11 protein-coding genes and 1 pseudogene are annotated in these 13,172 nt (G+C 67.6%); 3 read left to right on the plus strand and 9 right to left on the minus strand.

Translation table 11 applies throughout. The annotated features are described in order from the left end of the window. Window positions 1-4: 4 nt before the first annotated feature. Genes AB6V29_RS10120 through rfbA form a run of 3 tightly spaced genes read right to left on the minus strand, consistent with a single transcriptional unit; the run spans window position 5 to window position 3,284 of the window. Window positions 5-1,417 (minus strand): sugar nucleotide-binding protein, encoded by a 1,413-nt coding sequence (locus tag AB6V29_RS10120; protein ID WP_369358413.1) that lies wholly within the window; start codon window positions 1,415-1,417, stop codon window positions 5-7. Then, window positions 1,417-2,412, minus strand: coding sequence for a dTDP-glucose 4,6-dehydratase (gene rfbB / locus AB6V29_RS10125; protein WP_369358415.1), 996 nt, complete (start codon window positions 2,410-2,412; stop codon window positions 1,417-1,419). Before rfbB ends, AB6V29_RS10120 begins: the two co-directional genes overlap by 1 nt. 2 nt (window positions 2,413-2,414) lie before the next feature. Beyond that, window positions 2,415-3,284 (minus strand): glucose-1-phosphate thymidylyltransferase RfbA, encoded by an 870-nt coding sequence (gene rfbA, locus AB6V29_RS10130; protein WP_369358416.1) that lies wholly within the window; start codon window positions 3,282-3,284, stop codon window positions 2,415-2,417. Between the two features lie 146 nt (window positions 3,285-3,430). Here rfbA and AB6V29_RS10135 point away from each other — a divergent pair, with 146 nt between their 5' ends. Together AB6V29_RS10135 and AB6V29_RS10140 are read left to right on the plus strand one after the other, a co-directional pair. After that, the gene (locus AB6V29_RS10135; protein ID WP_369358417.1) at window positions 3,431-4,348 is read left to right on the plus strand and encodes an ABC transporter permease; all 918 of its coding nucleotides are present in this window, start codon (window positions 3,431-3,433) and stop codon (window positions 4,346-4,348) included. Continuing rightward, entirely contained in the window at window positions 4,305-5,588 is a 1,284-nt protein-coding gene (locus AB6V29_RS10140; RefSeq protein WP_369358419.1) for an ABC transporter ATP-binding protein, read from the plus strand. Before AB6V29_RS10135 ends, AB6V29_RS10140 begins: the two co-directional genes overlap by 44 nt. Window positions 5,589-5,859: 271 nt before the next feature. Here AB6V29_RS10140 and AB6V29_RS10145 read toward each other — a convergent pair. Further along, window positions 5,860-6,186: pseudogene (locus AB6V29_RS10145) on the minus strand (dTDP-glucose 4,6-dehydratase); the annotation flags it as partial. Window positions 6,187-6,284: 98 nt separating this feature from the next. Then, window positions 6,285-7,247, minus strand: a complete 963-nt coding sequence (locus AB6V29_RS10150) for a glycosyltransferase family 2 protein (protein ID WP_369358421.1) — start codon at window positions 7,245-7,247, stop codon at window positions 6,285-6,287. 159 nt (window positions 7,248-7,406) lie between these two features. On the opposite strand from AB6V29_RS10150, the gene AB6V29_RS10155 reads away from it, so the two are divergent. Then, window positions 7,407-8,408, plus strand: coding sequence for a glycosyltransferase (locus tag AB6V29_RS10155; RefSeq protein WP_369358423.1), 1,002 nt, complete (start codon window positions 7,407-7,409; stop codon window positions 8,406-8,408). An 18-nt stretch (window positions 8,409-8,426) separates the two neighbouring features. Here AB6V29_RS10155 and AB6V29_RS10160 read toward each other — a convergent pair whose 3' ends face one another. The 4 genes from AB6V29_RS10160 to AB6V29_RS10175 are packed head-to-tail and all read right to left on the minus strand — an operon-like array spanning window position 8,427 to window position 13,172. Next, entirely contained in the window at window positions 8,427-9,659 is a 1,233-nt protein-coding gene (locus tag AB6V29_RS10160; protein ID WP_369358425.1) for a lipopolysaccharide biosynthesis protein, read from the minus strand. Continuing rightward, window positions 9,656-10,783, minus strand: a complete 1,128-nt coding sequence (locus tag AB6V29_RS10165) for a glycosyltransferase family 4 protein (protein WP_369358427.1) — start codon at window positions 10,781-10,783, stop codon at window positions 9,656-9,658. Before AB6V29_RS10165 ends, AB6V29_RS10160 begins: the two co-directional genes overlap by 4 nt. Continuing rightward, window positions 10,783-11,979, minus strand: a complete 1,197-nt coding sequence (locus tag AB6V29_RS10170) for a glycosyltransferase family 2 protein (protein WP_369358428.1) — start codon at window positions 11,977-11,979, stop codon at window positions 10,783-10,785. Before AB6V29_RS10170 ends, AB6V29_RS10165 begins: the two co-directional genes overlap by 1 nt. Then, window positions 11,976-13,172 carry a glycosyltransferase family 4 protein gene (locus AB6V29_RS10175; RefSeq protein WP_369358429.1) on the minus strand — a complete coding sequence of 399 codons (1,197 nt, stop codon included), beginning with the start codon at window positions 13,170-13,172 and terminating at the stop codon, window positions 11,976-11,978. The genes AB6V29_RS10170 and AB6V29_RS10175 overlap by 4 nt, the downstream gene beginning before the upstream one ends.

Consider the following 13,172-nt stretch of genomic DNA (forward strand, 5'->3'; position numbering starts at 1 on the left):
GGGGTCAGACTCCGAGCAGCGTCGCGAGAGAGTCGGCAGCCGGTGTCGTCCGGAAGCCCGTGGCCTCGAGTTTGGACAAATCCAACACGCTGCGACGCGGGCGGGGGGCCACCGGGGCGGTGGCGGCGGCGAAGTAGTCGTCGGTGGAGACGCCCGTGACCCGTGCGCTGTCGTGACCAGTGAGGTCGAATACCCGGCGAGCTACCTCGGCCCACGACATCGGCTCGCCGCTTCCCGTGAGGTTGTACACGCCATGGGGCGCGTCGCTCTCGATGAGATGGCGGATACCGGCCGCGATGTCACCGGTGAAGGTCAAGCGCCCCACCTGATCGTCTACGACACGCGGATCGACGCCTCGGTCGGCCAAAGCTGCCATCGTGCGGACGAAGTTCTTGCCCTCGCCGATCACCCACGAGGTCCGGACGATGTAGTGCCGAGGCACCGTCGAGACGAGCGCATCACCCGCCGCCTTGGTCTGTCCGTACACGCCGAGGGGGCACACGGGGTCGTCCTCACGGTAGGGCCGATCGATGGCGCCGTCGAAGACGTAATCGCTGGAGACGTGGACCAGGGTGAGGCCGTTTGCGGTCGCGATCCGGGAGAGGGCCGCGACTCCGGTCACATTGGCGGCCCACGCGGCACGACGACCGTCGGGCGTTTCGGCGGTGTCGACGGCGGTGTGGGCGGCGGCATTGATGATCACGCCATAGTCTCGCCAGCGGCGAGCGCCGTCGATGTCGGGGGCGTTGAGGTCCAGGTCCGTTCGAGTCGCGTACTCGACATGCGACAACCCGGCGAATTCCTGCTGGAGGGCGAGGCCGAGCTGACCGGATGCACCGACGACGAGGATCTTTCGCGGGGGAATGGGCGTCACGTCGCGCAGACGCGGGTGGGCGAGGTCCTTGACGGAGATCTCCGCGTCGGCGAGGGGTATCGGCCAGTTGATCGCCGAGGTCTCGTCGGCGAGGTTCAGGAACGAGTACTCGGCGCGGGGTGACCAGTGGTCGTTGACGAGGTAGGTGTACGCCGTATCGGGCTCGAGTGTCTGGTATGAGTTACCGACCCCGCGCGGAACGAAGATGGCTCGCGACGGGTCGAGTTCGGTGGTGAAGACCTCGCCGAACGACGGTCCCTCGCGAAGGTCCACCCACGCACCGAAGATCCGGCCCGTAGCGACGGAGACCCACTTGTCCCAGGGTTCGGCGTGGATGCCGCGGGTGGTGCCGACGGCGTCGTTGAACGAGACGTTGTTCTGGACGGGGCCGAAGTCGGGCAGACCCAGAGCGCTCATCTTCTCGCGCTGCCAGTTCTCCTTGAACCACCCGCGACTGTCGCCGTGGACCGGGAGATCGAAGACGACGAGACCCGGGATGTTGGTCGATGTCACGCTCAACTGCTTGCCGAAGGTGGCGGCCATCACTGGCCCTTGCTGGCGTAGAAGGCTTCGACGCCGTCCTTCGCGGGTGTCCACCACGACTCGTTGGCGCGGTACCAGTCGATGGTCGCCGCCAGCCCGGCCTCGAAGTCGCCGTAGGCGGGGTGCCAGCCGAGCTCCGTGCGCAATTTGGTGGAGTCGATCGCGTATCGAAGGTCGTGGCCGGCTCGGTCCGTGACGTGGTCGTACGCGTCGGCGGGCTCGCCCATGAGGGTCAGGATCAGCTCGACGACATCCTTGTTGTTCTTCTCACCGTCGGCGCCGATGAGGTAGGTCTCGCCGATCTCGCCCTTGTCCAGGATCGTGAGGACGGCGGACGAGTGATCGTCGGCGTGGATCCAGTCGCGGACATTCTCGCCGGCGCCGTAGAGCTTCGGCCGAACGCCGCGCAAGACGTTGGTGATCTGGCGAGGGATGAACTTCTCGACGTGCTGGTACGGGCCGTAGTTGTTTGAGCAGTTGGAGATCGTGGCCCGTACGCCGAAGGAGCGTACCCACGCCCGGACGAGGAGGTCGGAGCCGGCCTTCGTGGACGAGTACGGCGACGAGGGGTTGTAGGGAGTGCTCTCGGTGAACCGCGCGGGGTCGTCGAGTTCGAGGTCGCCGTACACCTCGTCGGTGGAGATGTGGTGGAACCTGCGGTCGTACCGGCGGGCCGCCTCGAGCAGGGTGTACGTGCCGATGATGTTCGTGTCCAGGAACGGGCGGGGGTCGTGCAGGGAGTTGTCGTTGTGCGACTCGGCGGCGTAGTGCACCACGGTGTCGGTCTCGGCGAAGAGCCGATCGACGAGCTCCGCATCCGCGATGTCGCCTTCGACGAGGCTCACCCGGTCCTCGGGCAGACCGGCGAGCGAGGCGCGGTTGCCCGCGTAGGTCATCTTGTCGAGGACTGTGACCCGGTGGTCGGTGTGCGCCACGACGTGGTGTACGAAGTTGGAGCCGATGAAACCGGCGCCGCCGGTGACGAGGAGATGCATGTTCAACGCCCTCTTTCCAAAAGTTCGAGCAGGTACCCGCCGTAGCCCGACTTCACCAACGACTGCGCACGTTCGCGCAAATCGTCATCGGTGAGGAATCCTTGCCGCCACGCCACCTCTTCGGGTACACCGATACGCATGCCCGTGCGTCGCTCGATCGTGCGCACGTAGTCGGCCGCATCCGTCATCTGGTCGAAGGTGCCGGTGTCTAGCCACGCGGTCCCGCGGGGAAGCACCTCGACACGGAGCTTGCCGGCGTCGAGGTACGCCCTGTTCACGTCGGTGATCTCGTACTCGCCGCGCGGTGACGGAGCGAGCCCGCGAGCGATCTCGACCACGTCATTGTCATAGAAGTACAGGCCGGGCACCGCGTAGTTGCTGCGGGGCCGCGCGGGCTTTTCTTCCAGGGACACCACGCGGCCGGTGTCGTCGAACTCCACGACGCCGTAGGCCGTGGGCTCGGACACCCAGTAGGCGAACACCGCTCCGCCCTCGACGTCGGAGTACCGTTTGAGCTGCGTCCCGAGCCCCGGTCCGTACAGGAGGTTGTCTCCCAAGACGAGGGCGACCTTGTCGTCGCCGATGAAATCCGCGCCGATCGTGAACGCTTGGGCGAGTCCGTCCGGCGACGGCTGCTGCGCGAAGGAGATGTTCACGCCGAAGCGAGAACCGTCTCCGAGGAGGCGTTCGAAGAACGGGCGGTCGTGGGGGGTCGTGATGACAAGGATGTCCCGGATGCCGGCCAGCATGAGCGTCGACAGCGGATAGTAGACCATCGGCTTGTCGTAAACGGGGATGAGCTGTTTCGAGACCCCGAGAGTGATCGGATGCAGCCGTGTCCCCGAACCGCCGGCAAGAATGATTCCCTTCACACGGTGATCTTTGCACACCGGGATCCTCGAGCTGTGCGCCCGAGTCGCGCGTGCAGGAGGGAGGACGTCGCTCCCCGGGGCCTCCCAGTGAGCGCCGCATATACTGAGGCTCCTCAGTTCCGAGTGACGAAAGCCTGAGTACTACTTTGACGGACATTGCCCGGGCGCGCTTCGAGCGGCTCTCTCGCGAATCCCTCGTTCAGACGGGCGGCGGAGGAACATCATTCCTTGGCACGTGGAGTTCGTTCCGGGCGGTCTTCTCCCACAGGGAGCTCCTCGCCCTCCTCGTGCGGCGCGACATCAAGGCCCGGTACAAAGACAGCGCGTTGGGTCTGCTCTGGACCCTGATCAACCCCATCGTCCAGCTGTGCGTGTATTACCTGGTGATGGGAGAGATCCTGGGGGCCGCGCGCGGGCTCCCCGACTTCGCCATCTACGTCTTCTCCGGTCTGACGATCTACGCTCTGTACTCCGAAACGCTCTCGGCGTCCACCGGCTCCATCGTGGCCAACAGCGGATTGGTGAAGAAGGTCTACGTTCCGCGCGAGATCTTTCCACTGGCGAGTGTGGGGTCGGCGCTGTTCACGTCGGGTGTGCAGATGGTCGTCCTCGTCGTGGCGTGCTTCGTGCTCGGAGCGCCGCCGCTCGGCTGGGAGATCGTCTATGCGATTCCGTCCATTCTTCTGGTCGTATTGTTCGCCGGATCATTCGGCATCCTGCTGTCGGCGCTCAATGTCTACCTGCGAGACGTGCAGTACCTGACGCAGATCGTTCTGATGCTGTCGCTCTGGGCCGCGCCTATCGTCTACGGCTGGAACATGGTGAATGACGTCATGACCCGATACAACCTCCCGGCGTGGGTCCTGGAGGTCTATACGAACAACCCCCTCACCTTGGCGGTCCTCGGCTTCCATCGGGCGTTCTGGACGGCCGGGAGTCCCGCCGACTACCCCCCGCAGATGGCGATGCGCATGGCGATCGCAACCCTCGCCGGGATCTTGCTGCTGTGGGTGTGTCAGCGTGTTTTCGCTCGCCTGCAGGGCAACTTCGCCCAGGAGCTGTGACATGAGTATCGAGAACGTCAAGACGGTCGATATGCCCGAAGTGGTCGTCGTGGACCAGGTGTCCAAGTCCTTCACCATTCGAAAGGACAACTCGCTCAAGGAGCGCGTCGTCACCCTCGGCAAGCGAGGACGCGTGCACGAGGAGAGATTCGAAGCGTTGAAGGGTGTGTCTTTCGCGATCCGCGCCGGCAGCTCCATCGGCTTGATGGGCAGCAACGGCTCGGGCAAGAGTACGCTTCTCAAACTCATCGGCGGGATCATCGATCCCAGCGAAGGGCGCATCATGCGTCGTGGGCGTCTCGCCGCGTTGCTCGAGCTGGGCGCAGGATTCCACCCGGACCTCACGGGGAGAGACAACATCTACCTGAACGCCGCCATCCTCGGTATGTCGAAGGAAGAGACCGATGAGCGTTTCGACAGCATCGTCGCTTTCTCGGAGATCAGCGAGTTCATCGATACCCAGGTGAAGTTCTACTCTTCGGGGATGTACGTGCGTCTGGCGTTCTCGGTGGCGATCCACACGGACCCCGACATTCTTCTCGTCGATGAGGTGCTTGCGGTGGGCGATGAAGTCTTCCAGCGGAAGTGCATGGACAAGATCCGTCAGTTCCAGCGCGAGGGTCGCACCATCATCCTCGTCTCCCATTCGCCCGAGCAGGTCGCCGAAGTCTGCGATGTCGCGGTAGTCCTGAGTCACGGCAAGGTGGCCTTCTCCGGCTCCGTGGGCGAGGCGACGAAGGTCCACCGTGAGATTCTGGAGGGGCGTCGCCGCGAGGTGCGCGCAGAGGAGGACGCCGCTGAAGACGGCACTATCCAGACCGTCACCCCCGCGCCCGCGAAAGTCACGGCCGTCCGCGTCTTGGACGCGTCGGATTCTGTCGTCGATCTAATCGAACCGGGTGACTCGGTGACCGTCGAGCTCGACGTCGAGTTTGAGGCGTCCGTCGGTGAATGGAATTCGAGCATCAGCATCGAGACTCCACAGGGCCACCAGGTTTTCGGCACCGGCACCCGCCGGATGAAGACCGTTCACCGTCCCTCACCCGTGGGAACCTCGACGATCCGGTACAAGATCGGGTCTCTCCCGCTCGCGGGTGGGCAGTACTTCATCAACTGCGAGATCGCGGACGCGTGGGACACCCCGTGGTCAGTGCTGTTCCAGGGCACGATGTTCTTCGTTCCCAGCGAATTCCGACAGTCAGGAATGGTGCACGCGATCGCGAGCGTGTCGCAGAACTGACCCGCGGACCCATCAGCGGTGGCATCGCTCCGCCGCAGACGTCGGACGTGCGCTTGGTCTGCAGCTGCCCACGTGCCTGCCCGGGTGTGAAGACTGCGTGCGGGGCAAAACCCTTGTGATGACGGCTCCGAACCGTCGCCACAATTCAGGAGGCGAGAACCCGGCGGAAGTACTCCACCGTGCGTAGGCCTCGGACGTAGAGGCCAGCAGGATCGGCACCCGGAGGCGCTCGGCCAGGCCGAGCATGTTGATAAGGCCATCGACATCGAGGTCACTGCCCCTTGCTGGCGTAGAAGGTTCCGACGCCGTCCTTGGCGGGTGCCCACCACGACTCATTGTCGTGGTGCCAGTCGATGGTGGCGGAGAGTCCAGATTCGAAGTCCCCGTATGTAAGGGTTCAGCCGAGTTCTGCGCGCAGCTTGGTCGAATCGATCGCGTAGCGCATGTCGTGACCGGCGCGATCGGTGACGAGGTCGTAGGCGTCTTTCGGCTGACCCGTGATCTTCAGAACCAGCTCGATGACGCTCTTGTTGTCCTTCTCACCGTCGGCGCCGATGAGGTGAATCTCACCGAACTCACCCTTGTCCAGGATGGTCAGTCGGAGCCGCCAGCGAGAATGATGCCCCTCACGCTTTCATGTTGTCACACCCTGCCCCGCGTCCCGAGTGCGGAGCGACCCCGTCCAGTGCGACTCGATCAGTCCCGGGCCGCCCAGTAACCGTTGCTGCGCATCTTCATCGACGTTCGCAGGCCGATAGTTTCGTCGATCGCGTCGAGCGGTAGGGCGACACGGGGTGCCAACGCCCCCCGGCGCCACCCCTCCCACCGCCCGGCAAGCGACACGGCGTCGCGACGCAGCACGAGCCGAGCGCCCGTGACGATCACCTCGACGAGGAGCGCCCGCAGGCCCCACCGCGAGCGCAGGACGCCGTACTTGCGCAGCAGGTATCCGCGCGCGAACCCGGACAGACGGCGCTGACGCACCGACTCCTTGCCCGCGCTGGCCCCACCCAGGTGCGTTCCCAAGGGTTCGGGGATTGCGACGCACGACCACCCGGCCACCCGCAGGCGGAAGGCGAGGTCGAGCTCTTCGCCGTACATGAAGATGTTCGTGTCGAACAGGCCCACCTCCTCGAGGGCTGCGCGACGGTAGACGGCCACGGCGCCGTAGGGTCCGAGCACGGGCGGGTGCTCGGCATCCGCTCGTGAAGGCTCGGCGCCGTGGAAACGGACGAAACCCGCCCCCGTCACGTCGGCCACGATGCCATAGGAGTCGACGGTGCCGTCGGGGGCGAGCAGAAGGGTCGCGGCGCTTCCGATGCGAGACGACGGGTCGTCGGGGAGCGCGCGAAGAGCCGCCGCGACGGCGTCGGGTTCGAGGACGACGTCGCTGTTCACCAGCATGACGAGGCGACCCTGACCCGCTGCCATTCCGACGTTGCACGTGCGGGCGAACCCGAGGTTCACCTCATTGCGGATAAGGGTCACGTCGGGGAACTCGACGCTGACCCGATCAGCGGTGTCGTCGGGGGACAGGTCGTCGACCACGATGACGCGCGCCGGGACACTTTGGGCGAGAGCAGCTCGAATGCACGATTGCACGAACTCCCACCCACCGTGGACCGGGATGACGAGATCGACCTCGGGAGCAGCAGTCATTCGCGGTCGGCCTTCCGATGGGGGGCGAGCCTCCGGCCTTCGTGCGCATCCGCGAGAGGTACGCTGCGACGCCGACGAGGACGGGACGCCCAGTTTAGCGTCGGACGCTTTCGGCGACGGCGATCGATAGCATGGACAGGTCTCCCCGACGCCCTCGCCATGACTGCATTCGAAACCGCCCCCGCCCCCGGCTACGTCGTCCTCGCGGCGTACCAGCCGCCCGAGGCGCTGTTCACTCGTCAGCTCCGCTCGATCCAGGAGCAGACACTCTCCGACTTCCACTGCGTCATCGTCGCCGACGGCGGCGCCGACGATGTGCGGGCTATGGTGCGCCAAGCGATCGGCGACGACGATCGTTTCGAGGTGGTGGGCTTCGACGAGCGCGTCGGCTTCTACGCCAACTTCGAGCGCGGGCTCGCCGAAGTCCCCGTCGACGCGCCCTGGGTCGCCCTGAGCGATCAAGACGACGAATGGATGCCGGACAAGCTCGCCGTCCTCGTCTCGCACCTCGACCGAGCGGCTCTGGTCAGTGGCCAAGCGCGCGTGGTGACTTATCCCGAAGGCGTCGTCGTGGCGGCAACCACTCATCGACGATCGGTGTCCGCTCCAGCCCTTGTCCTCGAGAACCAGTTCTCGGGGGCGCTCTGCGTCTTCCGCGGATCGCTCCTGAAGACCGCACTGCCGTTCCCGCGCTATCCCGGACCCGCTCAGGTACACGACCACTGGCTCGCCGTCTGCGCGGCGGTCGCGGGGGGCATCGACGTGGTCGATCGAGTCGTGCAGGACTACGTCCAGCATTCCTCGAACGTGCTCGGTGAGGCGGATGCAGCTCGACTCGGCTGGCGTCAGACGCTGCGGCGTCGGCGCGACGCCCTGCGGGCCGAGACCGGCACGCGCGGTCTTCGCGCGGTCGCGAGGTCGGTGTACGTCGTGAACGCGGGATGGGCGAAGGCGATGGTCGACACGCTGGCCGCGCGCGTTGACGGAGAACGGGCGCAGCGACTCGCGGCCGCGTTCGGGGGGCATCGACGGGCAGGGCGCACGCTGCGGACGGTGGCCGCCGCGGTGCGACGCGGCGAGATCAGCCCGCGCACGGCCGCGGTCTATCTCGTCGGTGGCGTGGCATGGAATCTCACCGGCGGGCGGCGTTCCGAGCGCTGAGCCCCGGCGGGCACCGTCTCAGGTGTGAGCGACGAGCGCTCGCTGGCTGAGGATCTCCTTCGTCGCCGCGATACCGACGATGGTGAGCACGACGACCTCCGACGCGGCCAACCCCCACACCACCGCGGTCGTTCCGACGGTGGCCCCCAGCAGCACCATGACGGGCAGTCCGACGCACGCCGACGAGATGATCGCGGCGAGGACGACGCGGTTCCGATTCGCGGGGACGAGAACGTTGCGGATGAGCGGCGTCGTCAGCGAGATGATGAGGTATGTCACCCCGTAGGCCGGGAACATCGACGGGGGAGGCGCGACCGCCGATCCGAGAAACGCCGCCGTCAGCCAGGGGCCGAGAAGGATCAGCACCAGCAGGCCCACGATCCCCACGACGAAGTGCAGCGCGAGCGCCACGAGGTGCCGCCGCGTCCGGCCCTGCTCCCACGAGGCCTCGAGGACCCATTTCTGCAGGGTGTTGCCGACGATGAGGATCGCGGTCAGGCCGACGCGATAAAGCTTGTCGGCTGAGGTGAGCTCGGCGGCTGCCTGTGTCCCCACCAGCCCCTGGGTGATCGGCACGGGGGCGGTCGTGTAGCTGCCCCCCAAGCCGTCCGCGCTCGCGAGAGGAAGGTTCTGTCGGAAGCTCCGGCCGATGCCGGCCAGGTGGAACGGGGGGATGACCCGGCCGAACAGATGCACGTGGAGGGCGGCGAGTCCGACGAGGGTGCCGGCGATCATCAAAAGCGGATACGCCACGATCTGGCCGGTGAGCTGCATCACCAGGGCGCTTCCCGCAGTGAAGACCGCCATCGGGATCGCCTCGTACCACAACACCATCCGCGCGCGACCCGTGCCCACGGCGTACCACGACATGGTGAGGCCGGTCAGACCCGTCGCCAGTACGACGAGTGCAGCGACTCCGCCGAACGCTCCGCCGACAAGGGCTGCGGCGATCCACGCCGTCACCCCGCCCACGACGGCGAAGACGGCCAGACGCGACCAGAAGCTGTGTGCGTAAACCTCGCGCCGCGCGTCGTCGTGCTCCGCCATGGCGATGCGGGCTCCACCGGCGACGTTCCAGCCGTAGCTCGAGATCATCGCGAGGAGGCTTCCCAGCGCCTGGCCGGTGCCGATCGCCGCCCACCCGTCGGCTCCCTGGATACGCGCCGCAATGGGCAGCACCAGCAGCGGCACGACGGCGACGATCATCGGCGCGGTGCCGAAGCCGATCAGACGAGCGAGAAGGACCTTCACCGGCCGCGCTCCGATAGCACCTTGTCGAGCACTCGCGCCGTCGCCTCGGCCGCGGCGTCCCAGGTGAAGCGCGACGCCCACCGCTGGGCCTCGGACCGTGCGGCGTCGTCGGCGGGAGTCCGCAACGCCGCCGTGATCGCGGCGCCGAAGGCGTTGGCATCCGTCGCATCGGCGTAGTGAGCCGCGTCGCCGCCGACCTCCCGCAGGACGGGGACATCGTGGGCGAGGACGGGAACCCGCCGGCGCAGTGCGTCGACGACGGGGAGGCCGAAGCCCTCGGCGAGGGAGGGGCAGACGTAGAGAGCGGCGGCTTGGTAGAGCGCCTCGAGCTGCTCGTCGCTGACCCAGCCGGGCAGGATCACGTCGCGCTCGAGGCCCAGCCGCGTCACGTCGCCGGCGAGCGGATCGGGCAGGCGGCTGCCCGCGATGACCGTCACGGGTCGATCGGCGGGGGGGATGGTCGCGAGAGCGGCGAGCAGCCCCGGGAAGTTCTTGTGCGGCATGCGGTTGCCGACGCTCAGCACGAGGGGTCGGCCCGCCGGCAGCGCGAAGGGCGACAGGATGCCGTCGGGCTCGGCGACGGGTCGCGGTTCGGAGCTGCCGTTGTGCACCACCGAGATGAGACCGGCGGGAACGCCGAGAAAGCGCTCGATGCTGTGAGCCGCCGCGTGCGACACCGTGATCACGCGGTCGGCGGTCTGCGCCGAACGACGCATGAGGGTCGACGTCACCGCGCGCTGCGCGCGCTGGGCGAGGCCGCCGGGCACCTCGTCGTAGATCGCGTCGTGCACGGTGACCACGCGCTTGACGCCGCGGAAGACGGGCCCGAAGTTGGCCGGTGCCCACACCAGGTCGGCCCGGCCCCGCCGCGCGAGCAGGTCGGTCGACGTGACCGCGCCGAGGGCCCACGTCGCCGGGCCGGAGCCCACCCACGGCACCGTCTGCACGTGGCCGGGGAAGAAGGCCGACACGCGGTCGGTGCCGGCACGACCGGTCACCGCGGCGAAGCGCGTCTCCGGCAGAAGACCGGCGATACGCGGCAGCAGTTCGCGGACGTAGGTCTCGGTGCCCCCGCGTGAGCCGGTGAACCCGAGGAGGTCGACGAGGATGCGGCGCTCGGCCATCAGCTCTCGATGACGGCTTCGGGGCGCTGCTCGCGCCGGGGCGTGGTCAGCACGCCCGAGAAGAAGCTCATCATCGCGGTCTGGAAGCCGAGGATGATCAACAGCGCGCTGGGGACGGCGATGCGCACGGCCTGGGCGGCGTTCTGCGCCCCGAAGTCGAGGTTCCCCCACAGAGCCACCTGCACGATGCCGATGACGATGCCGAGGAAGAACAGGCCCACACCGATCAGCAGACCGCGCTCGGCCGACCACTTCGCCACGATGCGCCGGTATCTCTCGCTGGTGGGGAGGAACCCCTCTTGCGTGGCATAGAGCTTGGTCAACCAGAAGAACAGCAGGGACTGGAACCCGATCACGCACAGCGCGCTCGCGTAGACCATGGTCGTCACGTCGAAGCCCACGTCGCCGATGCGGACACCACCGAACGACAGCACGCCGACCGCGATGGCGCCGAAGAAGAAGGCCACGAGGCCCGGGTAGACGAAGAGCCAGCGCGGAGCGAACAGCAGGAGGAAGCGCAGGTGACGCCACCCGTCATGCCAGCTGCGCAGGTGCGGCGGGCGCGAGCGACCGTCTTTCTTGAGGGTCGTGGGCACCTCTTCGATGCGGAAGCGGGCGAGCGAGGCGCGCACGACCATCTCGGAGGCGAACTCCATGCCGGTGGTCTGCAGGTCGAGCTCGCGGATACGGGCGCGGTTGAATCCGCGCAGGCCGCAGTGGAAGTCGCGGATGCCGGGCTTGAAGAACAGCTCACCGATGAACGAGAGCACCGGGTTTCCGAGGTACTTGTGCAGCGGGGGCATGGCGCCCGGCTCGATACCCCCGCGGAAACGATTGCCCATGACGAGGTCGGCGCCGGCGCGCAGGCGCTCGACGAAGGGCTCGAGGTTCTCGAAGTCGTAGCTGTCGTCGGCGTCGGCCATGATGATGTACCGGCCGCGGGCCGTCTCGATGCCGTTGATGAGAGCGGCGCCGTATCCGCGACGCGGGGCGTGCGAGACGCGCGCGCCGAGACCCTCGGCGAGGGCCTGCGAGCCGTCGGTGCTGCCGTTGTCGGAGATCAGGACCTCGCCCCGGATGCCGCTGCGCTCGAGGAAGCCCTGCGCCTTGCGGATGCAGACCTCCAGCGTCTCGACCTCGTTGAGGCACGGCATGAGGATCGTCAATTCGACGTCGGACGGTGCGGGAGTGGTCACGGGGTGTCTTCTTTCGTCTTCACCGCGGTCGGTGCGGGCAGCGCGAGGGCTGCGCGGATCCCGTCCACGGTTCGGCGGATGGTGCGTGTGCCGACGGCGGTGTCATACCAGGCGCGCGAGGTGCGGCGCAGGTCGTCACCGCCGGCGGCGACGTCCCGGATGGCCCGGGCGAGATCGGCGGGGCGGGTGGTGGGGGAGACGACGCCGTTGACGCCGTCGTCGATGAGTTCCGTCGCGGCGTTGCCTTCGTCGGCGACGAGGATCACGGGCGTGCCATGGGCGTTGGCCTCGACGACGACGAGGCCGTACCCCTCGCGGCGTGAGGGATTGGCCAGGGCGAGCGCGCCGTGCAGGAGCGTCTCGAGTTCGGCATCCGACACGAAGCCCGGAAAGTCGGTCCAGTCCTCGCCGCCGACGCGTCGCACCTCGGCGCGCACCGCCTCGGAGCTGGGCCCGGTGCCCAGCACGACCAGGTGGAGGTCGGGGAGGTTCTCGCGCGCCGCCGCGACGGCGGCGGGGAGCACCTCGACGCGCTTGTCGGGGATGTGGCGGCCGACGTACAGCACGTACGGCGGAGTCGCGGCCGACGAGGGGGGAGTCACCTCGGCGGCGCCATCGATGAGCCCGGGGCTGACGAGGGGCGCATGACGCAGCCCCTCACGACGAAGACGCGTGGCGGAGAGCTGGGAGTGGCAGGTGGCCAGCGGGGTGATCGCGATGGCGGCGCGCTGCAGGACCCAGGCGATCGTGCCGGTGACGACGCCCGAGTACTCGATCCACTGACGGCGGTGCCACACCTCGAGGTAGTCCACCACGAGGCGCGTCCCGGAGCCGAGCAGGGCGAGTCGAGCCGCGAATACATTGAAGATGGGCAGGCCGCTGACGATGACGGCCGCGTAACGGCGGCGGCGGCGCAGGAGTGCGCCGAACAGTCCCGCCGCATAGCGCAGCGCGGCGGGGATGCGGCGGACCCCATCGGCGGAGTAGAGCGAGAGACGGCCGGCGACCGGCACGACGCGGAAGTGCTCTTCCCCCGGGGTCGCGGCATCCCACTGCACGGCGGTCAGGTAGTCGACGTCGAGGCCCGTGCGGCCCAGCTCGTCGGCGAAGGCACGGTACTGTCGCTCGCCGCCGCCCGTGGAGTACGGGAACAGGCAGTCGTAGGCGACCGCCACGGTCGAGGAGCGCGACAC

It is taken from the genome of Microbacterium sp. 20-116 (assembly GCF_041079415.1).
GTDB lineage: Bacteria > Actinomycetota > Actinomycetes > Actinomycetales > Microbacteriaceae > Microbacterium.